The sequence below is a fragment of the Arthrobacter sp. zg-Y40 genome (genome assembly GCF_020731535.1).
Classification (GTDB): domain Bacteria; phylum Actinomycetota; class Actinomycetes; order Actinomycetales; family Micrococcaceae; genus Arthrobacter_B.
Window position 1 is genome coordinate 239,206 of the sequence record NZ_JAJFZS010000014.1, and the last position, 22,371, is coordinate 261,576.

26 protein-coding genes are annotated in these 22,371 nt (G+C 63.3%); 17 read left to right on the plus strand and 9 right to left on the minus strand.

The features are described 5' to 3' along the window. Nucleotides 1–4 precede the first annotated feature (4 nt). Both LJ754_RS15065 and LJ754_RS15070 read left to right on the plus strand, forming a co-directional pair. Entirely contained in the window at nt 5–433 is a 429-nt protein-coding gene (locus LJ754_RS15065) for a hypothetical protein (protein ID WP_227927198.1), read from the plus strand. 819 nt (nt 434–1,252) lie between these two features. Continuing rightward, nucleotides 1,253–1,828: a hypothetical protein gene (locus LJ754_RS15070; RefSeq protein WP_227927199.1), complete on the plus strand. Its 576-nt coding sequence runs from the start codon at nt 1,253–1,255 to the stop codon at nt 1,826–1,828. A 104-nt stretch (nt 1,829–1,932) separates the two neighbouring features. On the opposite strand, the gene LJ754_RS15075 is transcribed toward LJ754_RS15070, so the two are convergent. Further along, nucleotides 1,933–2,475 (minus strand): MOSC domain-containing protein, encoded by a 543-nt coding sequence (locus LJ754_RS15075; protein ID WP_227927200.1) that lies wholly within the window; start codon nt 2,473–2,475, stop codon nt 1,933–1,935. 251 nt (nt 2,476–2,726) lie between these two features. Here LJ754_RS15075 and LJ754_RS15080 point away from each other — a divergent pair, with 251 nt between their 5' ends. Together LJ754_RS15080 and LJ754_RS15085 are read left to right on the plus strand one after the other, a co-directional pair. Then, nucleotides 2,727–3,557: an isocitrate lyase/PEP mutase family protein gene (locus LJ754_RS15080; RefSeq protein WP_227927201.1), complete on the plus strand. Its 831-nt coding sequence runs from the start codon at nt 2,727–2,729 to the stop codon at nt 3,555–3,557. Nucleotides 3,558–3,574: 17 nt separating this feature from the next. Next, nucleotides 3,575–5,200, plus strand: coding sequence for an AlkA N-terminal domain-containing protein (locus LJ754_RS15085; protein ID WP_227927202.1), 1,626 nt, complete (start codon nt 3,575–3,577; stop codon nt 5,198–5,200). A gap of 108 nt (nt 5,201–5,308) precedes the next feature. Here LJ754_RS15085 and LJ754_RS15090 read toward each other — a convergent pair whose 3' ends face one another. Beyond that, nucleotides 5,309–5,632: a hypothetical protein gene (locus LJ754_RS15090; RefSeq protein WP_227927203.1), complete on the minus strand. Its 324-nt coding sequence runs from the start codon at nt 5,630–5,632 to the stop codon at nt 5,309–5,311. Nucleotides 5,633–5,699: 67 nt separating this feature from the next. Beyond that, the gene (locus LJ754_RS15095) at nt 5,700–6,251 is read right to left on the minus strand and encodes an NUDIX hydrolase (RefSeq protein WP_227927204.1); all 552 of its coding nucleotides are present in this window, start codon (nt 6,249–6,251) and stop codon (nt 5,700–5,702) included. Nucleotides 6,252–6,388: 137 nt separating this feature from the next. On the opposite strand from LJ754_RS15095, the gene LJ754_RS15100 reads away from it, so the two are divergent. From LJ754_RS15100 to LJ754_RS15120, 5 genes are all read left to right on the plus strand, one after another. Further along, the gene (locus LJ754_RS15100) at nt 6,389–7,051 is read left to right on the plus strand and encodes a GNAT family N-acetyltransferase (protein ID WP_227927205.1); all 663 of its coding nucleotides are present in this window, start codon (nt 6,389–6,391) and stop codon (nt 7,049–7,051) included. 204 nt (nt 7,052–7,255) lie between these two features. After that, entirely contained in the window at nt 7,256–7,840 is a 585-nt protein-coding gene (locus tag LJ754_RS15105) for a recombinase family protein (protein ID WP_227927206.1), read from the plus strand. Between the two features lie 53 nt (nt 7,841–7,893). Next, nucleotides 7,894–8,595, plus strand: coding sequence for a histidine phosphatase family protein (locus tag LJ754_RS15110; protein WP_227927207.1), 702 nt, complete (start codon nt 7,894–7,896; stop codon nt 8,593–8,595). 15 nt (nt 8,596–8,610) lie between these two features. Next, complete coding sequence (locus LJ754_RS15115) at nt 8,611–9,180, plus strand: DUF3090 domain-containing protein (RefSeq protein WP_227913002.1); 570 nt, start codon at nt 8,611–8,613, stop codon at nt 9,178–9,180. After that, on the plus strand, nt 9,180–9,947 hold the full coding sequence (locus LJ754_RS15120) for an SCO1664 family protein (RefSeq protein ID WP_227927208.1): 768 nt from the start codon (nt 9,180–9,182) through the stop codon (nt 9,945–9,947). Before LJ754_RS15115 ends, LJ754_RS15120 begins: the two co-directional genes overlap by 1 nt. 14 nt (nt 9,948–9,961) lie before the next feature. Here the strand turns inward: LJ754_RS15120 and LJ754_RS15125 are convergent, their stop codons facing one another. Further along, nucleotides 9,962–11,488: a helix-turn-helix domain-containing protein gene (locus LJ754_RS15125; protein WP_227927209.1), complete on the minus strand. Its 1,527-nt coding sequence runs from the start codon at nt 11,486–11,488 to the stop codon at nt 9,962–9,964. 167 nt (nt 11,489–11,655) lie between these two features. On the opposite strand from LJ754_RS15125, the gene LJ754_RS15130 reads away from it, so the two are divergent. From LJ754_RS15130 to LJ754_RS15145, 4 genes are read left to right on the plus strand one after another with little or no spacing between them, the layout of a single operon-like run. Further along, nucleotides 11,656–12,702 carry an amidohydrolase family protein gene (locus LJ754_RS15130; protein ID WP_227927210.1) on the plus strand — a complete coding sequence of 349 codons (1,047 nt, stop codon included), beginning with the start codon at nt 11,656–11,658 and terminating at the stop codon, nt 12,700–12,702. Continuing rightward, on the plus strand, nt 12,699–13,511 hold the full coding sequence (locus tag LJ754_RS15135; protein WP_227927211.1) for an iron-sulfur cluster assembly protein: 813 nt from the start codon (nt 12,699–12,701) through the stop codon (nt 13,509–13,511). Before LJ754_RS15130 ends, LJ754_RS15135 begins: the two co-directional genes overlap by 4 nt. 5 nt (nt 13,512–13,516) lie before the next feature. After that, on the plus strand, nt 13,517–14,542 hold the full coding sequence (locus tag LJ754_RS15140; RefSeq protein WP_227927247.1) for an NAD(P)-dependent alcohol dehydrogenase: 1,026 nt from the start codon (nt 13,517–13,519) through the stop codon (nt 14,540–14,542). A 40-nt stretch (nt 14,543–14,582) separates the two neighbouring features. Beyond that, nucleotides 14,583–15,371 (plus strand): SDR family NAD(P)-dependent oxidoreductase, encoded by a 789-nt coding sequence (locus LJ754_RS15145; protein ID WP_227927212.1) that lies wholly within the window; start codon nt 14,583–14,585, stop codon nt 15,369–15,371. Nucleotides 15,372–15,506: 135 nt separating this feature from the next. On the opposite strand, the gene LJ754_RS15150 is transcribed toward LJ754_RS15145, so the two are convergent. Both LJ754_RS15150 and LJ754_RS15155 read right to left on the minus strand, forming a co-directional pair. Then, nucleotides 15,507–15,989: a GNAT family N-acetyltransferase gene (locus tag LJ754_RS15150; protein WP_227927213.1), complete on the minus strand. Its 483-nt coding sequence runs from the start codon at nt 15,987–15,989 to the stop codon at nt 15,507–15,509. 55 nt (nt 15,990–16,044) lie between these two features. Beyond that, the gene (locus LJ754_RS15155; protein ID WP_227927214.1) at nt 16,045–16,299 is read right to left on the minus strand and encodes a hypothetical protein; all 255 of its coding nucleotides are present in this window, start codon (nt 16,297–16,299) and stop codon (nt 16,045–16,047) included. A gap of 305 nt (nt 16,300–16,604) precedes the next feature. Between LJ754_RS15155 and LJ754_RS15160 the strand changes: the two genes are divergently transcribed. Next, a complete protein-coding gene (locus LJ754_RS15160; RefSeq protein ID WP_227927215.1) occupies nt 16,605–16,847 on the plus strand; it encodes a hypothetical protein in 243 nt (80 codons plus the stop codon). A gap of 32 nt (nt 16,848–16,879) precedes the next feature. Here LJ754_RS15160 and LJ754_RS15165 read toward each other — a convergent pair whose 3' ends face one another. Next, the gene (locus LJ754_RS15165; protein WP_227927216.1) at nt 16,880–17,503 is read right to left on the minus strand and encodes a TetR/AcrR family transcriptional regulator; all 624 of its coding nucleotides are present in this window, start codon (nt 17,501–17,503) and stop codon (nt 16,880–16,882) included. A gap of 101 nt (nt 17,504–17,604) precedes the next feature. On the opposite strand from LJ754_RS15165, the gene LJ754_RS15170 reads away from it, so the two are divergent. Continuing rightward, complete coding sequence (locus LJ754_RS15170; RefSeq protein WP_227927217.1) at nt 17,605–18,618, plus strand: aldo/keto reductase; 1,014 nt, start codon at nt 17,605–17,607, stop codon at nt 18,616–18,618. Nucleotides 18,619–18,652: 34 nt separating this feature from the next. On the opposite strand, the gene LJ754_RS15175 is transcribed toward LJ754_RS15170, so the two are convergent. Further along, nucleotides 18,653–19,477, minus strand: coding sequence for an SDR family NAD(P)-dependent oxidoreductase (locus LJ754_RS15175; RefSeq protein ID WP_227927218.1), 825 nt, complete (start codon nt 19,475–19,477; stop codon nt 18,653–18,655). A gap of 98 nt (nt 19,478–19,575) precedes the next feature. Here LJ754_RS15175 and LJ754_RS15180 point away from each other — a divergent pair, with 98 nt between their 5' ends. Further along, nucleotides 19,576–20,169, plus strand: coding sequence for a TetR/AcrR family transcriptional regulator (locus tag LJ754_RS15180; protein WP_227927219.1), 594 nt, complete (start codon nt 19,576–19,578; stop codon nt 20,167–20,169). A 441-nt stretch (nt 20,170–20,610) separates the two neighbouring features. Here the strand turns inward: LJ754_RS15180 and LJ754_RS15185 are convergent, their stop codons facing one another. Then, nucleotides 20,611–21,510 (minus strand): DUF308 domain-containing protein, encoded by a 900-nt coding sequence (locus tag LJ754_RS15185; protein ID WP_227927220.1) that lies wholly within the window; start codon nt 21,508–21,510, stop codon nt 20,611–20,613. Nucleotides 21,511–21,629: 119 nt separating this feature from the next. On the opposite strand from LJ754_RS15185, the gene LJ754_RS15190 reads away from it, so the two are divergent. Beyond that, nucleotides 21,630–22,352, plus strand: coding sequence for an 8-oxoguanine DNA glycosylase OGG fold protein (locus LJ754_RS15190; RefSeq protein WP_227927221.1), 723 nt, complete (start codon nt 21,630–21,632; stop codon nt 22,350–22,352). Nucleotides 22,353–22,371: the final 19 nt, after the last annotated feature.

The window sequence follows — 22,371 nt, forward strand, 5'->3', positions numbered from 1 at the left end:
AGGAATGGTCGTTACTCTGTCGATGTTGGGTGGTTTCGCCCTCGGGATCGGCACGCTACCCGCCCATGGGCTCGATGAATCCGAGACGGAGTCCACGACAAGCTCATCGGCTGCTGATGAGCTTGTGCCCTCACCTGCTTCGGCTACAGGATTTCGTGGGCTCAAGGATGATCCAAAGACAGCTGTGTACGAACCGTTCATCGGTTGTTCTGCTGAGTATGTAAATGGCCCAGGCGCTACCCTGGACCGGAGCAGCATGATCGGTCCGGAGAATAGCGTGATGGTTTCTCCCGCTGAGATGAGTTCCATGGGTCGGCCCGGAGCTGAGGTTGAGGCACAAGCTCAGGCCTGGAATGAGCTAAGCCAGGAAGAACGCGGTGAACAGTTGTGCCGCGCGGCTCAACAGAACGCTGTTATCGACGAGGTGCGTTGAGTACCGAACGCAGGGCTACGAGCCTCCATGGACCCGCCCGGTCAATTAGGCCCGACCTTTTGGTAAGAATAGTGCTGATTGCCACCCTTCTTCCCATACTTCTCTTGGTCATGCTTTCAGCCGCCACCATTGTCTCCTTTGCCCGGGGAACGGGTGCCGTGTGGGCCCAAGTAACGATATATCTGCCGTTCCTCGCAGCGGTTCTCGCCGCGGTCGTGACCGGTGTCCTAATGAGACGAGCTGAGACGACCCGGAGGGCATGGGCGATGTCCCTTTGTACGGTCACGCTGCTCCTCGTCGCGGCGTTTCCGCCCATTTATAGCTTCAGTAAGGCAATGGCTGAGGAGTTATGCGAAAACGCGCCCGGCGGCAGGGGGTACTACGGGGCACCTCATGAAGCTCCCGGCACCTGCCACTGGGCCAGAAACTAATTGCGCTTGGGGCAACGTTGATGGGGGTGACTGTTCGCGGCTACGCTCACGAACTCGTCGAGATTAAGGCTCTAGCAGCGGTAGTTGACTAGCAGCTGCCCTCTCAGGCCGTCGCTGTAAACGATCCTCCGCCGGGCACCGCAAGGAACCGAAGTCGGATACGAGGCCAAATCCCACTAGTGCTGCGGCAGGACCGTTTTGGGATATGTCATCGAGAGATCTGCGCGGGCTCGATTCCCGAGTCTGCCGTTCCTTGTGTTTGATTGAGACAGCCCACAGTCTCAGTATTTCCGTCACAACCATCGCAAGTGCAAGAACGAGGAATAGAATCCCCAGAACCGCGTCGGCCTCCATGAATGTGCACACGGCAGGCGTTAGCGTTTGGGGCATGCCGAAAATTGAGAGGTTAAACTCAAAGCCTTCGAAACCCGCTCCTGTCGCCTTATTACTCCCAGGGGCCGGATACACGGTTCTGGGGCCGCTGCTCTACTGGCCCGTACTCGCTTTGACGCGAGCAGGTTGGGACGTGTGGTCAATTAACTGGCACGCGGACGCCCAGGGCCTTCTGCCAAGGGACGCCGGGCAATTTGTCGAAGACGCAGTCTCACAAGCTCTGCACGAGATGCCCAACGTCCCAACTGCAGTACTGGGCAAGTCCCTCGGGACCTACGCACTACCGCACTTCCTTGATTGGGAAATTCAAGCCGCGTGGATAACGCCCATCCTCTCAGAGGCCCGCATCGCCGAGGCGGCCCGCAGAGCGTCAGACAGGCACCTTTTCGTCGGAGGGACAGCAGACCCCACCTGGCGCCCGGTCGAAATCTCAAAATCCCACACTGAGACGATCATCGTCGAGGACGGAAACCACAGTCTAGAAGTGTCAGATACGGAGTGGCACCACTCAGCAACCGGTCAATTAGAAGTCCTGAGGAGGCTGATACATCACTTAAACCCGCCCCGGTGAAGGATCCTTGAGTGAGACAAAGTCCCGACTTGTAAAAAGGGATGGCGGTGGAGAAATAACAACACGCGACCCCCGTTCCGCTTTTTTAGGACGGTCGTAAAGGATCAAACGCGGTCGAGGGGGCGGTGAGGTCCAGCCGGAATCTCGACCTCGATTCCGTCACTGACTTTTACCTCGCCTCCTGTGAGTACGATGCCCATAATGCCTGCCTTGCGTACTACCCTGCCCTCCTTATCTCTGGGTCGCACTGCTTTCAGTAGCCCAGCTTGGAACTGATTGATTTGGAGGCAGGGATTGCGTAAGCCAGTCACTTGAACGACAGCTTCGGCTCCGATCCGCAGGAGTGTGCCCTCAGGCAGGCCTAAAAGGCCGAGGCCGCGGGTGGTGATGTTCTCCCCAAGATCGCCCGGTTGCACCGTGAAGCCGTCTTGCTCGAGCTCGTCGAACAGTTCTTCGTGGATGAGATGGACTTGCCGCAGATTTGGCTGTGTCGGGTCGGACCTAACTCTTGAAAGGTGCTGGATGGTCTTCCCGAAGTGAGCATCGCCTTTAACCCCTAGTCCCTCCACCAGCAGGATTGATGGAAGCGGCGGCTTAGTGAAGTTGTGCTGAGAACTCTGACTGACTGAAGCAACGTAACTGCTCATCTTCCCCCTCATACGTGGCGCTGACGCGCGTGCAGTAATCCCTAGTCTTCATACAGCCTCGCGATTCCCTCTAGTGAGGAATGTGAGACTCTCGGGTCGATCCTGCCATGAGCTAATCTGCGCCAGCGGATTCGACGGGTGCTTACGTTGTACGCAAGCCCATCCCTGAGCGCGGCATACGATCAAAGCTAGAGACTGGTGAGGTCCGATTTCCGCCGGATGAATGCTACTGGATTTGATGTACTTCGATGGTGGACACAACAAACAATCACAAAACAGCCCTCTTTCGCTCCCTTCATAAAGCGCAGCAACCGCTTAGATTGGCCAATGTATGGGACGTTGCCAGTGCGATGATCACGGAAGCCTCCGGTGCGCACGCCATCGCAACAACCAGTGCGGGGGTGGCATGGTCATTGGGTTTGCCCGATGGAAGCAAACTCGATCGAGGACAGGCCGTGGCTGCTGTGGCCCGGATCGTCGAGGCCGTAAATCTACCTGTCACCGCCGACATCGAGGATGGCTATGCAGATTCCTCGAAAGGCGTTTCACTGACAGTGACCGAGGTCCTCAATGCCGGTGCTGTTGGCATTAACATCGAGGACGGCAATACGGACCCGGAATCCTTCAGTGAAAAAATTGCTGCGGCAAGGCAAGCCGCCAGCCAAGCCGGTGTGGATCTGTTCATCAATGCCCGGACAGATGTGTTTCTGTCCGGGCGTGGCTCAGAAGAACAGAGAATTGAGGATGCGCTTAAGCGGTCAAACCGCTATGTAGACGCCGGAGCTGACGGAATCTTCGTGCCAGGTGCTATCAATAAGGCTGCCATCACCGCGCTCGTGGAAGGCGTCTCGGTTCCTGTCAACGTCATGGTCGGACCAGGATCGATCAGCGTCAGCGAACTCGCTAAGCTCGGGGTGGCACGTATCAGTCTGGGATCCGGCGTGGCGCAGGCTGCTTATGCCATAGCGCAGGCCGCGGCGGTGGAGTTATTCACTGTGGGAACCTATGACAGCGTCGCAGATGGTCTTGACTATGGAAGGCTGAATGGCCTGTTGGCGTCGTCTCCGGCATTAACCCAGTAATCGACGAGGACGAGACAGTGAAGACCGACCAGCGGCCTCCGCGTGGGACATATTCCGCGTGTACTTTGGGGCACCCCCTATTTAAGGAGCGCTACCGGGCGATCGACGCCCGCGACGTACGTTTCGACGGGCAGTTCTTCACGGCCGTTTCTTCCACCGGAATCTATTGCCGCCCATCGTGTCCGGCACGAACGCCTAAACCGGAGAACGTCACGTTCTATCCGACGTCAGCGGCGGCTCAAACTGCAGGGTTTCGGGCCTGCAAACGCTGTTTCCCGGAAGCGGCGGCGGGCACCCCGGAATGGAATCTTCGGCACGACCTCGCGGGCCGGGCAATGCGGCTCGTCCTCGACGGAACTGTAGACCGTGAAGGAGTGGAAGGACTTGCCTCCCGCCTTGGCTACAGTGTCCGCCATATCCATCGAGTGCTGGTTTCCGAACTCGGAGCCGGCCCGCTCTCGCTGGCCCGGGCACGTCGCGCCCAATCTGCCCGCGCGCTCCTGGTCGACAGCGATCTAGCGTTAGCGGACGTTGCTTTCGCGGCAGGCTTTGGCTCCGTGCGGCAGTTCAACACCACCATCCAGGAAGTATTCGCCACAAACCCCGGCGAGTTACGTGCCCGCTACCATGGGCCGCTGCCAGCAGAAGGATCGCGGAATGAGACCGACGGACATCCCTTAGGTGTGCGGCTAAGTGTTGACCTTCCACTTCGACAACCATTCGATGCAGTCGGCGTTTTCAAATTCCTCGCAGCCCGTGCGGTTGCAGGGGTAGAAGCTGCCGACCTCTCGGCACCTGCCTGCTTGCGCTACGCTCGCACCCTTTTGCTTCCCGGGGGGCCCGGCGCAGTCCAAGTCACAGCGACCCTCACCAAGACAACGTGGCAAGTTCGAGCCCATCTCGAGTTGGCCGCTCTTCCCGATGTCTCACCCGCCATTGCCCGGGTGCGCCGCCTGCTCGACCTGGACGCAGATCCCGTCGCCGTCGACGCCGGTCTGCGACAGGATCCTGCGCTGGCACCGCTGGTAGAGCGCACCCCTGGAATTCGAGTTCCCGGCGCGGTAGACCCGCATGAATTGGTCATCCGGGCACTCGTAGGGCAACAGATTTCCGTCACGGCAGCACGCACGCACCTGTGCCGGCTCTCCGCCCGTACCGGTTCGGGCTACGTTTCAACCTTCCCGGGCCTCACCCGGCTCTTCCCTACCGTTGACCAAATCATTGCCGGCATCCCCGAACCCGGTAACGATGAACCGCTGGACCCGGATCGTCCGCTCCGTCTGCCAGGCCAGGACATCCGTGCCCTCCTAACACTGTCGCGTGCATTAAAGAGCGGACAGCTGACGGTGGATGTAGGGGTGGATGCCGAGATACTTCGGGAACAATTGCTTAGCCGGCCCAGAATCGGACACTGGACGGCCGCATACATCGCCATGCGTGTCTTAGGAGATCCGGACGCATGGCTTTATGGCGATGTCGCTCTCGTCGCTGGGGCAAAGAGTGTCGGCCTTCTCAAGCACGACGTCGCCAAGACGGCGGGTCACAGGACACTAGCGGACAGGGCGACACAATGGGCCCCCTGGCGTTCCTACGCTGTCATGCACCTGTGGAGGATGTCAGAACGTGAGCCGGCCCGTCCCTGACGTGGCTACAGCCGCATGTTGAGGGCTGTCCCGACAAGGATCCTCCTACGCACTGAGCGCAGCTGAGTCAGATGGCTTGGGAGAAATAACCAAGATCGCCTCCGGAGACTAGACGGTGTCAGCTTCTGTTTGCGCGTGAGCCGCAAGTGCCGGCGGGCCCGATGGGTCGCGCGTTAGGGCACCGTTTTGCGCGCCGCCGTGTTCGACGACTTCCACCCTCACTGAGTCCCCCTGGTTCAGTTCGAAGCTCGCCCGCGGGTCTTGCCAGGTGATGTAGAACAAGCCCGGCCATGCGATGGCACCGATCGGTGGCCCATCGGGATCTGGGTTGGCAAGAGTGACGCCTGCTTCATCCGCGATGTCCCGGCCAACATGGAACAGTAGTCCGACCACGTCGGGAACGAGAACTCTCTTCAACATGCGCTCCACCATGGCGCTAACGGTACGCCCGGACCACCCCTGCAGCTAGGGATGCTAGCAAGGTCCCTAACCCGATCCGTCACCGGACGATACGCAGTGCCTGCCTCGCAAGCGGCCAGAGCGCGTCGAGGCGGGCGGACCAAGGGTCAGCCATGAGGCCCGCACACAGCCGGCGGTCGACTTCCTCGAGAGGCACCCACTCGGCGGCCATGACTTCGCTCTGCTGCAATCTCAATTCGGTGTTCGCCGGCGCGTGGGCAGTATAGAAATCAAGAAGAGCTGCTGCTTCAACAAATCGATCAATCGGCGTCAGCACGGACGGCGGAATCTCTACCCCCGTCTCCTCCCCCAGTTCCCGACTCGCCGCCTGACGACTTGTCTCACCACTGAGAGCGCTTCCACCGGGGAACTCCCATCCGAAGGGAAATTCCTTAGTTGCTGCACGTTGGGTAAGGAGGACAGCTCCATCCTCACGCTGGATACAAACTGCGACGATCAAATGAAAAAACCCGGACGGCCAGTTCGCTGCGCCCCTGCGATAGGTTCTGCCCGTCGGAGACCCTTCGGCATCCACGACGTCCCACCACTCGTCAGTACTGTTCGTTTCGAAACTCGTCCAGGACGTTGGCATGTCTTCACCTTAGTAGGCGGCAAGTACCCGCGACATGACCGAGACCGCCCGGACACCGATCCTCGAGCGCGACTTGCGCATAGGAGGTTACGGATTTCGAGCCGGTTCAACGTCACAACGTCTGGTTAGGATGAGGGGTGACCAGCCTAGCCACCTTGTGGCCACCCTTTGGATTAGTCCTCTCCAGTCCACGTTTGGTTCTGCGACCGCTTCAAGACGCGGACTTGCCCGCTGCCGTGGAAGCCGCGGAGACTGGTATACATCCCCCAGGGCAGATGCCTTTTTCCCATCCGTGGACCGAGGCACGCACTGAAGATCTTCCCGCAAACACTGCACGACGAATTTGGCGTGCACGCGCAGAATCGACACCTGAGAAGTGGGCACTCCACTTCGGAGTCTGGAGAGGCAACGACTTTATCGGGTGTCAGGACTTGAGTGCCGAAGGGTTTGGCACTCTCAAGACCGTGTCAACGGGCTCCTGGCTCCGCCAAGATGCTCAGGGCCAAGGCCTAGGCAAGGAAATGCGAACGGCAGTCATCCTCTACGCGTTCGATTGGTTGAAGGCGGACACCGCTGTTTCCGAGGCAGCAGTCTGGAACTCGTCTTCTCTGGGTGTGTCAAAATCTTTGGGTTACGAGCCCAACGGGATTTTCAGGGAATCTTGGAAACCTGCTGAATTAACAGAGGTTCAGTACCTGCGCCTAAGTTCGGAAAGGTTTATACGGCCCGCCTGGAACCTAGACGTGAGAGGACACGTACGTTCCGCAGACTATCTTGGGATTCCTCTTAACGACGGCTAGGTTCAATACCACTGGGATTTTTTTGAGAAACCGCCCTCACTCACAAGGCAACCCAAGTGCCCGCGAGCCGGTCCCTAGCCGCGACACATGCAACCGCACCTACTCGAACTGACACGCCCAGATACCTGTTTGACCTCGCGGTTCGCGTATACCCCGCCCGGGCACGTGCCCGGTGAAGGTAGCACAACCGCTACATTCGCAACCATGAGCGCCCACGTCGTCGGTTACGCCCGTGTATCCACCAGCGAGCAGGACCTCACAGTCCAGCAGAACCAACTTGCAGCCCTCGGCGTCCCCAAGGATCTGGTTTATACCGACCACGGACTAAGCGGCACCAACCGTGACCGGCCTGGGCTACGTCAGGCCTTGGCAGCGGTTCGTGACGGGGACACGTTGGTCATCACCAAACTCGACCGGCTCGCCCGCTCCCTTCCCGACGCCCGCGACATCAACGAAGAACTTACGAAGAAAAACGTGAAGCTGAGTATCGGCGGATCCGTCCATGATCCTTCGGACCCTGTCGGCCGGCTGCTGTTCAACGTCCTCGCCATGGTCGCCGAGTTTGAATCCGATCTCATACGCGCCCGCACACGAGAAGGCATGCAGGTTGCCAAAGCCAAGGGCAGGCTTCGCGGCAAGCAACCCAAACTCTCCAGATTGCAAGAAGCGCACGTGGTGTCCCTCTATAACGCGGGAGAACACACCACCGCCGAGATCGCCGAACTCTTCAAGGTCGCCCGCAGCACGGTGTACCGCATCATCCAGCGCACACACCCGTCAGGCGGTTGACGCACGGTGCCCACAGTCAGCGTCCAGCCCGCCCCCATGACTACGCTAAGGACATGGCAACACTCATCCTCGTGCGGCACGGCCGCACCACCGCGAATGCCTCCGGGCTGCTGGCCGGCCGGACCCCCGGCGTCGAACTCGATCAGGTCGGCCGCGACCAGGCCGCCGCCACCGCCGACCGGCTGGCGAAAGTCCCCGTCGTCGGCGTGGTGTCCAGCCCACTGGAGCGCTGCCGGCAGACCGCGCAGTTCATCCTCGACCGCCAGGCCGGCACCCCGCGCACCCCGGTCGAGGACGGACTCACCGAGTGCGACTACGGCTCCTGGCAGGGCCGCACCCTCGAGGAGCTCGCGAAGGAGGACCTGTGGAAGACGGTGCAGTCCCAGCCCTCCGCCGTCGTTTTCCCCGGCGGCGAGTCCATGGCCGCGATGCAGGCCCGCTCCGTGGCCGCCATTCGGCGCCACGACGCCGCGTTCGAGGCCGAACACGGACCGGGAGCGGTGTGGGTGGCGGTGAGCCACGGCGACATCATCAAGTCCGTCCTCGCCGACGCGCTTGGCATGCACCTGGACATGTTCCAGCGACTCCACGTGGGCCCGGCCTCCGTGTCGATAGTGCACTACGGCACCGGGCGCCCCACCGTCCTGGCCACCAACACCGACGCCGGGGACCTGTCCTGGCTGGCGGCCAGCCCGACGCCGGACGACGCCCCGGTGGGCGGTGGTGCCGGTCACGAGGCGCCGCCGGCCGGATGAGCCTAGAGTAGTTCCATGCCTACAACCGTTCACGATTTCGACTGGCCCGACCGCGTCGTCATCGGCACCGTCGGCGTCCCGGGCCAGCGCACGTTCTACCTGCAGGTGCGCGCCGGGAAGCAGATTGTCAGTATCGCCCTGGAAAAGCTCCAGTCCGCCCAGCTTGCCGAGAAGATCGACGAGATCCTCGACCAGCTTATGACCGTCGACGGCAACCCCTTCCACGTGCCCGCCAGTACCCCCATCGAGCTTGTCGACAATGACGATCTCGACGCTGTGGAGGAACAGTTCCGCGCCGGCGTCATGAGTCTGGGCTGGGATCCGACGACGGCGCAGCTCGTCATCGAGGCTTACCCCCTTGATGAGGTGGACGAGGATGACGACGGCGGCTTCCTCGACGAAGACGACGACGAGACTGACGCCTCCGACGCCGAAGAGGTGCTGCGCGTGCGGATGCCCGTGGGCACCGCCCGGGCCTTCGCCAAGCGCACCCGCGAAGTGGTGGGCGCCGGGCGGCCGATCTGCGTAATCTGCGGGCAGCCGATCGATCCCGACGGGCACACCTGCACCTTCCCCGAGTCCTGATGCCAGCGCCCGACCTCGTCACCGACGAACTCACGCTCACCGGACGCCTGACGACGGCGTCCAACGCCACCTTCCTGGGCAGCATCGGCGACGCCGTAGTGGTCTACAAACCGATTGCCGGCGAGAAACCGCTCTGGGATTTCCCCGACGGCTGCCTCGCGCACCGCGAGGTGGCCGCCTATCTGGTGTCGGAGGTGCTGGGGTGGAACATCGTGCCGCGCACCTGGCTGCGGGACGGCCCGCTCGGTGAAGGCATGGTCCAGCTCTGGCAGGAGACCGACCCGGAGCAGGCTCCGGTGGACCTGGTGCCGGAAGAGGACGTTCCGGAGACCGGGTGGAAAGAGGTCCTGCAGGGCCAGGACGACGTCGGGCGGATCGTTTCCCTCATCCACGAGGACACTCCGGTACTGCGGCGGATGGCGGTGTTCGACGTCCTCACCAACAACGCCGACCGCAAGGGCGACCACGTCCTGGCCATGGCCGGCGGGCACCGGTACGGCGTCGACCACGGTCTGACCTTCCACCAGGAGCACAAGCTGCGGACGGTGCTGTGGGGCTGGATCGGCGATGCGTTGAGTGCCGAGGAAGTTGAAGGCATCGACCGGGTTCTCGAAGGCCTGCAGGGCGAGCTGGGCTCGCAGCTGGCGAAGCTGCTCACCGCCGAGGAGATTGCGGCGTTCGCCGCGCGCTGCGTCCGGTTGCGATCGGCCGGGCAGTTTCCGGCTCCGAGTGGTGACATGCCGGCGGTGCCCTGGCCGCTGTTCTAGCGAGGGTCCCCGGGCTAGGCCTTCAACTGGTTCCGCGGATCGATCCCCAGCTTCGCTAGGCGCCGGTAAATAGTTGCCCGGCTGATGCCCAGTTCCAGCGCGGCCTCGGCTACGGAGGTCCCCGGCCGAGCCAGCACCCGGACAATCTCGTCACGTTCGAACGCTTCCATCCGGGTCAGCCGCCGGGCCGGGCTGCCCAACAGTTCCGGCGGAAGGTGCCGGGCATCGATGATTTCGGTGACGAGCGCCGCAGCGTGGACGGCGCGCATCAGCTCGTCGATATTCCCCGGCCACTCGTAACTGGTCAGGGTCCGCTCGGCAGCGGCGGTGAAGTCCAGGTCCCGCAGCCGCGTCTGCCGTGCGGCGTACCGGGCCAGCGGCATAATGTCGGCAGCCCGGTCCCGCAGCGCCGGAATGTGGGCGGCATGTGCGGCGAACCGGGTCAGTTCCGGCGGCACATTGTTCAGATCGACGGCGGTGAACGCCCAGAGCAGGGCAGGAGCCGTTGCGGTGGCAGCGGACGACGACGGCAGACGGGCGCGCAGGATGTTCCGCACCTGGCTTGCGAGTTCGTGCGCGGCCCACGCCGGAAGGAAATCGGCGTTCTCCAGGATGATGGCCGTATCCGGTTTAGACAGTTCCGGAGTCCAAAGCGCCAGCCATTCCTCCACCATCTCGGGCGCCGGCACCGACGCGCACAGGATCCGGCTGGCGGGGCGTGCCTGCCGCAGGGCCTGGCCCAGCAGCGTGGCCCGTCCACTGCCCCGCTCCCCCAGCGCCGCCACCACTTCCCCCCGGGCCACCGCCGCAGTGGCGTCCTCCAAAGCGCTCAGCCACGGGGCCGACATTGCCCGCATGGTTCCTGCCGCAGGTTCCAGCCGCGGGCGCTGCACCCGGAACACGCCGCCCTGCGGCTTGGTTGGTTGAACGTGGCGATGAGTGCGGCTGGACATCAGCGTGGAGGTATTGGCCGCCGCGGACTGGGCCAGCGCCAGCAGCAGCCCGGGTGAAGTCCTGGACCACGTGGTGATGTTGACGCTGCCCTCCAGCCGGCCGGTCACCGGATCCAGCACGGGAGCCGCCGCGCAGGTGTAGGTCCGCAGGCTCGCGCTGTAATGCTCTTCGGCGCGGACCAGAGTGGGCACCTTGTCGGCCAGGGCCAGGCCCAGCCCGTTGGTGCCCGCCTGGCGTTCGGAGAACGCGAAGCCGGGGGCCAGGTAGACACGGTCCAGTGCACGCAGCAGGGCAGGGTCACCGCTGAACCGGTTTAGTACCAGCCCGTCCGCGTCCGTCAGCATCAGGCCCAGCGGCTCGTTCATCAGCGACTGGTGCAGGCCTTCCAGGACTTCCTGGCCGCACTGGAAGAACAGCGAATCATTCGGGATCTCCCCGGCCCAGGCCGGGTCCACGGATTCGGGGGAGACCCCGTACTCCTGGCTCCGCTGCCAGGACGCCAGCAGCCGCCGCGACCCGGGCAGAACCTCGCTGCGGCCGGGTCGGTCCGGTAAAGAACTTATGCAGTCATTGTGGTCCGGCATCATTGCCGCCCTCCTTGAGCATCGTCCCTTGAGACTATCCCGGACGGTTTCCCAGCTGCAGGTGGTGCCGTCTCATATTGAGACGTCTGTCACACTGCGGGTGCCCGAAAAGCTCGTAGCGTCGTCGGCAACGCGGCTATGGCAGCCGCCTAGGAGATGGAGATCCTGACATGTACACCAAAGACGGCGAAAACTACTTCATCGTTGACGCGCATATCGCCCTCTGGGACGCCCGGCCCGAGAACCAGCTCAATATCCACGGCAAGCAGTTCATTGACTGCTTCTACGACTACCATCGCAACCTCTCCCCCGAGGACCAGCTTTGGAGCTACGAAGAGTACCTGTACCAGGGCGGCGAGCGCCTGATGAAGGACCTGTTCCAGGACGGCTACGTGGACCACGCCATCTTCCAGCCGGCTTATCTGGGCGAGTTTTACCGCACCGGGTTCGGCCAAACCAAAGAGGCGTACGGGCTCGCCGCCGCCAACCCGGACCGACTGACCTACAACCACTGCTTCGACCCGCGCAACGGCGAGGCCGGGCTGGACCAGCTGCGGGCTGACCACGAGCGCATGGGTTTCACCGGCGTGAAGCTCTACACGGCGGAGTGGCACGGCGACTCCCGTGGTTACAAACTCAGCGATCCGTGGACCTACCGGTACTTCGAGGAATGCCGGAAGCTGGGCGTCAAGAACGTCCACGTCCACAAGGGCCCCACCATCCGCCCGCTGGACCGGGACGCTTTCGACGTGTCGGATGTCGACCACGCCGCCACCGACTTCACGGACTTGAACTTCGTGGTGGAGCACGTCGGGTTGCCGCGGCTGGAGGATTTCTGCTGGATCGCCACGCAGGAGCCGAACGTCCATGGAGGCCTCGCCGTCGCCATGCCCTTTATGTATTCACGTCCGCGCTACTTCGCCCAGATCATCGGCGAGCTTATCTACTGGCTTGGTGAGGACCGCATCCAGTTCTCCAGCGACTATGCGCTTTGGACCCCGCGCTGGCTCATCGAGACCTTCGTGGACTTCCAGATCCCTGAAGACATGACCGAGTACGCGCCGCTGACCGTGGAGCAGAAGAAGAAGATCCTGGGCCTGAACGCGGCCAAGATGTATGACATCCCGGTGCCCGAGGAACTGCGCCTTCCTGACGCACCGGAGACCGCCACCGGGCCGCGGCAGCCCGAGCGCGCCGATCTGGCGGCCCAATCATGACCGCGGTCGTCACCCGGCCCGTGTTCCGCACCGCTCTGCCCGGTACGGAACAGATCCGGGCCGCACTGGGCACCGTGCAGGATCCGGAGCTCGACGAACCGATTACGGACCTGGGTTTTGTGCGTTCCCTCGAGGTCGCCCCCGGCCGCAGCGGAGTCGTGGTTACCGTGCACCTGCGCCTGCCGACGTCGTTCTGCTCCCCCAACTTCGCCTACCTCATGGCCTCGGACAGCAAGGACGCCATCGTGGGGCTGCCAGGGGTGGAAGCAGTGCTGGTGGAGCTGGATGACCATCACGATTCCGACCTGATCAACGCCGGGCTCGCCGCGGATGCCGGCTACCGCGGCACCTTCGGGCACGAGGCCGAGGACAGCCTTGACGAGCTGCGACGGACCTTCCGGGAGAAGGCGCACACGGCGGCCATGGAACGCTGCCTCACCGAGCTGCTGCGCGCCGATCCGGACCTGCTCGAAGCGAACGTGGGCCGGGTCCGCCTCGCCGACCTGCCGGCCGGGCGCACCAAAGCCGCACTGCTGCGCCGGCGCGGAGCCCTCGGCCTGGCCCTCGACCCGGACGCGACCGTACTCGTTAACGCCGCCGGGCAGCCCTACCCGCCCGAGGCAGTGCCGATGGCGCTGCGGCGGGCCCGCTCCACCCGCATTTCCATCGACGGCAACGCGCATTTCTGCCGCGGGCTGCTGCGCACCCGTTATGACGGCGCCGGCGCGGACCAGAGCACCCGTCCGGAAGGTGCGGCACCCTCTGACCAGCACACCCTGCTTCCCATCACAGTCAAGGAGAACCAGTGAACACCATGCGAGCGGTCCAGGTGGTCGGGTACCACCAGGGCCTGAAAATGGCCGAGGTTCCGATGCCGGAAATCAGCGGTCCGTGGGATGTGATTGTCCGGATCGGCGGGGCCGGGGTCTGCCGCACCGACCTGCATATCCTCGAGGGCCAGTGGGCGGAGAAGTCCCAGGTCTCCCTGCCGTACACCATCGGCCACGAGAACGCCGGCTGGGTGCATGCCGTCGGCAGCGCGGTGACCAACGTGGAGGTCGGGGACAAGGTTATCCTGCATCCGCTGGTGACCTGCGGGCTGTGCCGGGCCTGCCGGTCCGGCGATGACGTGCACTGTGAGATCAGCAAGTTCCCGGGCATCGACACCAACGGCGGCTACGCCGACTACCTGCTCACCTCGGCCCGCTCCGTGGTTAAGCTCGACGACTCCCTGGAACCGGCCGATGTCGCTGCCCTCGCTGATGCGGGCCTGACCGCCTACCACGCGGCCGCGAAGGCGGCCCGGCGCCTGACTCCGCGGGATACCTGCGTGGTCATCGGCGCCGGCGGCCTGGGACACATCGGCATCCAGGTGCTGAAGGCACTCACGCCGGCCCGGATCGTCGTCGTCGACCGCAATCCTGCGGCGCTGGAACTGGCCCGGAGCATCGGCGCTGATGAGGGCGTGCTGGCTGACGGCACCCAGGTCCGGCAGGTCCTGGACCTTACCGGCGGCAACGGCGCCGAGGCCGTGGTGGACTTTGTCGGCGAGGGCGGGGCAACCTCGGAAGGCATCGCCATGACCCGACAGGGCGGGGACTACTTTGTGGTCGGCTACGGCGAAAACGTGGACGTGCCCACCATCGACCTGGTCTCCAACGAGGTCAACATCATCGGCAACCTAGTGGGCAGCTACAACGACCTGCAGGACCTGATGGCCCTCACCGCCCAGGGCGCCGTCACCCTGCACACGCAGAAGTATCCGCTCGATAACTTCCAGCAGGCCATCAGCGACCTCGACGCCGGCAAGGTCCGCGGCCGCGCCATCCTGGTGCCCTGATCCGCCCGCAAACTCGCACACCCCACAAGAGGAGAACACCATGTCAGAGAACGAAACCCGTGTAGCCCTGATTACCGGCGCCGGCCGCGGCATCGGCCGTGCCATCGCCGAGCGTCTGGCCGAGGACGGCCTGGACATTATCGTGGCCGATATCGCCAGCGCCCGGGATAACATCAACGACGTCGTTGCCGCCGTCGAGGCCCGGGGCCGCCGCGCCGTGGGTGCCACCGGTGACGTATCGGATCCGGAGGACGTGGCCCGCATCGTCGCTGAAGGCACCGAGGCCCTGGGCAACCTCGGCGTCTTTATTGCCAATGCCGGCATTGCCCAGGTGGACGAAATCCTGGATGTGAAGCCTGAGGCCCTGGACCGGATCATCGACGTTAACATCAAGGGCGTCTACTACAGCTACCAGGCTGCTGCCCGGCAGTTCATCGCCCAGGGCACCGGCGGCAAGATCATCGGTGCCGCCTCCATTGTGGCCTTCCGCCCGTTCCCTGTACTCGCCTCCTACTCGGCCACAAAGTGGGCGGTGCGTGGCCTGACCCAGGCAGCGGCAATGGAGTTCGCAAAGTACAACATCACGGTCAACGCCTACGCTCCCGGCGTGGTGGGCACCGCGATGTGGGACCTGATCGACGAGCGGCTCACGGAGCGCGACGGCACTCCGCGAGGAAGTGCGCTGCAGGCCCAGGTGGATAACATCCTGGCCGGCCGCGTCTCGGAGCCTGCCGACGTGGCCAAGCTCGTCTCCTACCTCTCCGGCCCCGATTCGGACCACATGACCGGCCAGACCGTCCTGATTGACGGTGGCATCAACTTCTCCTGACCGGTTTCCTGCGCTCCCGGTAGTGCGGATACGACGACGGGGGGCACGTCCTTCGGGGCGTGCCCCCCGTTTTTTGGGCGGTTTCGTTTGTATTGCAGCTTCTTGTACGGCAGCACGGATGATGCGCCCTGTTTGTCACCGCGCTACCGGCTTTCGCATCTGCGCGGAGACGGTCTCGTAGCCCAGGGACTCGTACAGGTCACGGGCAACGGTGTTGTAGCCAAACACATTGAGGCCCAGCGTCGCAGCACCCTGTTCGGCGGCGGCAACCTCCGCCAGTTGCATCGCCGCACGGCCGTAGCCCTTGCCCCGGTGGTCCTCATGAATCTCGATATCCGAAACCCACCACGCGTCTGCTCTTTCCTCTACTTGCGAGATCCAGAGGTACCCGACGATCGTGGACTGGCCGTTGCTCTCGAGAGCGATGACGTCGTAAACAAGCTGACCTGGCGCGATCTTTCCATCGGGGAAAGACGCCGCCATGGACACCCGCGCTTTGTGCGCCGCTACTTCCGCAGATTCGCCGGACTCGATGCGTGATTGCTCGTAGTTCCGGCGGGTTTCCTCGAGCCAGGCGGGGAGTCTTTCGGCCGGCATCACTCGCAGTTCAGTGGTCATTCGATCACTCTAGGGGGTAGGCCGCCGCGACGAGAGTTGATCGACGACGTCGGGCTCAGCGCTGCTGCCGGACGGGGTAGTGCTCGCGGAGGTACTCGCGCACCGTCGTCGGCTTGCGGCCAAGGAGTTTCTCCAGGTCGCCGCTCGGGTTGTCCCATTCACCCGTGTTGATCCCGCGCACCCAAGCGAGAAGGAAGTCCGCCACGGATTCCGGCAGGCCGGCGGCGAGCTTCTGCTCGAGGTACTGCTCTTCCGTGACGGTCGAATAGGCGACCTCAGTCCCGCGCAGGTCTGACAGGATCCCGGCCATGTCGGTGAAAGAGACCGCGGGGGCGCCGTGAAGTGAATAGCTTCGATTCTCGTGCCCTGGCTCGGTGAGGAGAACCGCCTGGGCTTCAGTGAGGTCATCATAGGTCGCCGCCCATTTCGACTCTTCTGGCTGGTTGCTGCTGTTGATTCCACCGTGTTGATCCGGTCAGTGGTGATCCGGTCAGTCCCGCCCTGAACGCCATCATCGGCAGTTACCTCAACACCTTCCACCGCGACCATCCCGAAACCGGATGCGCATCCGCCGCCCTGGCCTTCGATGCCGCCCGGCACGGCACAAAGGCGCAAATGGAATATGGCCGCGGCTTGGACGGCTACCTCACCGCCATCACTGATCTGCTCCTGTCCGCCGCAGAACAGTCCGGGGACATGCTGGACCCCGCACACGCACGCGAAGCGGCCCTCGCACTGTTCAGCCAGATGGTGGGCGCCCTCGTCATCTCGCGCGCGGTGGCGGCAGCCAATCCCGAACTGTCCGATGAGGTCATCGCTTCGAACCGGCAGGTACTTCTGCGGCAGCAGGCGGACTGAACAGAGGAAACCGGCCCGGCTCGATCACCGCACTAGGAAGTCGATCGCCTTTCGCCGCCCTCAGCCGGAACCGGGAACAGCCCCTCCAGGAACACCGCCACCAGATGCTCATTAAAGGTGATGCCCTTGTCGGGGACGGGCTGGCACAGCAGGGCCACCGCGATGATGACGTCGCCGGCGTCAAGCCGCGGGCGGCTCAACCCTCCCTCCACTGCCGCGTCAAGTAGGAGTTGGAGCGCCGGTTCAAGCCGCTCCCGCACGTACGGGGCAAGACCCTGGAAGGCGTCGTCATCCGAATGCAGGGCGGCAGCGAGCCCCCTTTTCGTCGCCACGAGCTCGGTATAGCGCTGCATCCATTTCGTGAGCGCCCGGGCCGGCGGATTCTCTTCCGCGAGCGTCGCCGCCGCCGCGGCGCAGGCATCGATCTCACTGGTAAGGACGGCGGCCACAAGGTCGGACCTCCGGGGGAAATGGCGGTACATCGTGCCGATCCCCACTCCCGCCCGGTCGGCAATCTCCTGGCCGGGCGCTGCGATGCCGGACTCGGCGAAGACCTCTCTCGCTGCCTCGAGCAGAGCGTCGAGGTTGCGCCGTGCATCCGCACGGAGACGCCGGGGCGAGGATCCGTTGTTCGAGGGGTCATCGATGAATGTCACAAATACTCCTTGCTTAACCGGAGCAGCCCTCCGTATAGTTCCGGAGGGAGCCTCCGGTTACCACCTTAGAGCATCCGGAGCCGTCCTGATCGGAGAAAACCATGCAATACCGCACCCTCGGACGTACCGGCATCAAAGTGAGTCCATACGCTCTCGGCGCCCTCAACTTTGCCGCCCAGATGGGCAACCGCGAAGCCGACTCTGCCCGCATCATCCACAAGGCCCTCGACGCCGGAATCAACCTCCTCGACACGGCCGACTCCTACGGAGACTCCGAGGAGGTCGTCGGCAGGGCCCTGAAAGGCCGCCGTGACGACGTCGTCCTCAGCACGAAGTTCGGCCTGGGCCCCGACGAGCATCGCCGGGGCGGGTCGCGCCGGTGGATCGCCATGGCCATCGACAATTCGCTGCGCCGCCTCCAAACCGACCACATCGACCTGTACATCCTCCAGCGCCCGGATCCCGAAACCGACATCGAGGAGACCCTGTCCGCACTGACCGACCTCGTCCACGCCGGGAAGATCCGCGCGTTCGGAACGTCAATGCTGCCCGCCGCAGACATCGTGAGAGCGCAGTGGGTCTCGGAGCGCCGAGGCCTGGGGCGGCTTCGCGTCGAGCAGCTGGCGTACTCCATCCTGAACCGCGGCGTTGAACGCGAGATACTTCCCGCCGCCCAGGAGTTCGGCATGGGGATCCTCGTCTGGGGCGCGCTTGGACAGGGCATGCTGACCGGGCGCCTCCGCCGCGGGCAGACGAATGATCTCAACCGCGCCAAGTATTTCAATGTTTTCACCGACGAACGCCGCATCGACGCCGTCGAGGAACTCGCGGTCCTGGCAAAGGAAACCGGCATCAGCATGCCGCATCTGGCCATGGCATTCGCCATCTCGCACCCCGGAATTACCAGCGCACTTCTCGGCGCACGGACGGAGGAACAGCTCGATAACCTCCTCGCCGGCATCGACACCGAACTCTCCGACGACATCCTCGACAGGATCGACAAGATCGTCCCGCCGGGGACCGACGTCGGCACGCTGGACCAGGCCTACATCCCGGCATCCATCCAGAACATCGAGTACCGACGCCGGCCCCTCGGCCAGCGAAGCGCTGCCTGACGGACAAGCCGTCCACAATCCGCCCGCAGCGGCGCTATCTCGCCACGTCCGTGTCTTTGCGGCGGGCGGGGTCGGTCACGCGATGCATCATCGCAACGGTTCCGCGCCGGCTCATCATTCGGGCGGCCGCCGCACCGACCCGGTTTAGCCGGCCGTCGATCACGCTCGGGCCCGGGTTGCGCCGGGCCAGGTGAGTGAGGGCGGTGGCGACGACGTCGTCCGGCGTGCGCATCCGGGCTCCGGCGGTGGCATTCTCGGTGCCGACGACGGCGTTGAACTCCGTGCTGGTAGCGCCGGGTGACAGGGCGAACACGGTGACGCCCGTGCCGCGGGTCTCGGCCCACAGTGACTCGGTGAAGCTCAGGACGAAGGCTTTGGCCGCACCGTAGACGGCCATCCGCGGGGTGGGCGTGTACGCGGCCATGCTGGCGACGTTGATCAGAAAACCGGTGCCCGTCTTCACCATGCCGGGCAGGAACGCCGCACTGATCCGGACCGGCGCGCTGATGTCGACGGCGATTTCCTGGGCCAACCGGTCGGGATCCTCTTCGACGAAGTCCCCGAACGTGCCGAAGCCTGCATTGTTAATGACCCCTGTGACCTGCAGCCCTGCCGCCGCGACGGCTGCTGAGAGCTCGGCGCCCGCCGACGGTGAGCCCAGGTCCTGGGTAATCGCGGTGACGGTCACCCCGTGCGCCGCCCGAAGCTCGGCGGCGAGGGCGTCGAGGCGGTCCCGGCGTCGGGCGACCAGTACAAGGCCGGCCCCGCGGGCGGCTAATGCGCGGGCAAAAGCCGCACCGATGCCGGACGACGCCCCGGTGATGAGGATGGTTTGGTTGGGAAAGTCCAGTACCGGCATGAGGAGCTCCAATGTTCCGGGGGTTGATAGCACATTTGTGCGACCGTATGCCTTGCTGGCACTCAGTGTCAATGAGGCATCTGGGGTACGCTGAACCGGTGACCGAACAATCGACTCTGTGGCAGCGATCGCGCCAGGCGGCCTATGCCGAAATTACGGGCACGGCCATGCGGTTGTTCCTGGAGCAGGGCTTCGAGCAGACCACCATCGATCAGATCGCGACGACGGCGGGCATCTCGCGGCGCTCGTTCTTTCGGTATTTCGGCACCAAGGAAGACGTGGTGCTGGGCGGCCTGGCGCACCAGGGCGAGCTCATGCGGGATGCGCTGGAAAATGTTCCCCTGACGGTCGAGCCGTGGGAAGCACTGCGGCAGGCGCTGCACGCGGTGGATGCCCTCGCCGTCGAGCCGGGCGTTACGTTGAAGATCGCGAAGATGATGTACGGCACGCCGTCGCTCCGGGCGCGCAGCATCGAGAAGCACCTGCACTGGCAGTCGCTGCTGGTGCCCAACATCCGCAGGCGCCTCGGGCTCGCCGACGACGACGCTGCGGACCCGGCGCCCGCTGCCATTGTCGCGAGTGCGATTACCTGCCTGGACGTGGCCGGCGAACTGTGGGTTCACGGAGGAGGCACGGAAGATCTGGACGCGCTCTACGACCGCGCGGTTGCGGCGGTGCGTTCCGGCGCATGATCGCCGTCTAGCGAGAAGGCCTACGGTTGGAGATCGTCATGGCCATCACGACTCCATTGGGGGTTGGGGCCCTGGGATCGGTACCGGTACATTTTCCCAAATGACACCCGATCTATGGTGAGCGCTGTTGGCCACTACCGCCTCGTTCGGCGCCATCATAGCGCTTTACGTGCCGATCATTCGGGGGCGGAACGATCAAGAACGCTTCGCGCTTCTCCTTGGGTCACCGCATTCAGGAAATCGCCGGGAACGCCCCCGATCCGCTGCATCCCGTTAGCGGCAAGGTTGTGGCGGTGAGGGCGGGTGAGGCCAGAGGTGGCGGCACACTACGCCCTGCCCTCCACCCGGGCACGGAGTGGAGCCGAAGACTGACCTGGCTTGCAACGTAAGCGAGCGCCCCCACTATTCAACAGAGGGCGCTCGCTTGGATCTAACAGTTTGTTACTGGACGGCAATAAAAACCTTGTCACCGATTACGCTCGGCCTGACGGCAAGAACGCCCTGGCCAGCTGTTTGTGTCGGCACTTCAAAGACTACATTCCCTGTTGCAGTGCCGTCTGTGTAAAGCGGGCTCGTGCTATCAAAGGGCTCAGGCGGAGACGCGTAGTTGTCGTAACTGTCCACCGTCGTTCCATCTGCTGTGACGTATTCCATGCCTACGAATGCGGGCATCTGACCGTTTGCGTCATCACCTAAATAGGTTGTGGAGTAGTTTACGAGGATGTACTCCGATCCTTCAGCTGGCGGCTCATTGAACTCGTTGGCGGCAAGGACGGTATCCGTCGCCCCGAGCGAAACAGAGTTTACGACAATCCGCCACTCATCGTTTTCTATGACCGAGCCAACCGAGTATGGGTTTTCCCGTGTTCCAGCCCGCTCTGCTGCTTCTTTGTTTGGTTCCGTTGATCCTGCTTCGGACCCAGCACCGTCAACGACGGTGGTGTCCCCGCCCCCTACGGCTTCATCAAAAGAGTCCGTCACGACGGAGAAGAAAACCACAAATCCGACGATCGTTCCGATAATCGAGAGGATGAGAGCGGTGACTCCCATCCACTTCGATTTGTCCTTGAGGAACAAGGAGACGAGACCCAAGATAAAGCCGACAGGCAGCAAAACCCAGCCGATAATAAGGGCACCTGGAATACAGGCAAAGATGAAACCGATCACCGCAGCGATCAGCGCGATCAGTCCAAGGATGTTGGACTGTTTCTTCGGCATGTTCTTGCGAGGTTCGGGCGCCTGTAGCACCTGCTCTGGGACATAATTTGATGCTAATGGGTTCTGCGTTTGCGAGGGTGAAACGTGCTGAGAGCCGCCCCCCGGGAACTCTGGTGTTGTCATACCGCAATAATGGCAGATCCAAATTCATATAAAGTTTTTGACACGGTATTGCTTCTCATATTCTTTTGCCGCCCTGTGCGCCAGAAGCAAACCGACGATTCACCCCGTAGAGTCACGCCATGATCAATGTTGAAGCACCCCTGCCTGAAGACCTCTTCGCCGCTCTTCCCGGGGAGGACGCCGTCATGGGCCACGATATTGCGGTCAACTGTGACCGATGGCAGGACGCACTCAGCGCGCGCGGTTTGCCGCTGCTTCAAGGTGTACTGGCCGGCCAGGGCGTCACGAAAGTTTCCCGTGCCGATGTATTCGGGTTGGGCAGCCGTGAGATCACCCCGTCGAACGCCTTCCAGCTTCTCTACTATTCACTGGCCTGGGGTCTTGGGCGCAGGGCCCCACGCCTACATCAGCGCCTGAACGCCCTCGCCGCCCATCAGGACAGAGCCGAAGAACTGCTGGTCGATGCTTGGCAAGCGGTCAGGAACGGTGAGTCTGCACAGAACGTCTACGGCGTGCTCAACTCAATCAGGGGCGCCGGACGCATTCCATGGTTCGGGCCGGCTTTCTCCACCAAGTTCCTCTACTTCGCCCAAGGCCAGGAAACCCCACCCCGCTACCTCATCCTCGATCAAGTAGTTGCCCGCAACCTATCCGATGTCTGGCGCGACGCTCCGAAGACTGCATGGTTCCCGGACACCTACGCCCGCTACTGTGCCGTGGCCAGCTCTTGGGCAGAGCAGGCCACTGAACGCTTGGACGGTGCACGCAAAGTCCGTGCCGACGAAATCGAGTTCGTTCTCTTCAAGCGCAGGTGGGGTGCTGTGGGGCTGGATCGGGGATGAGGTCACCGGCGGGATACCG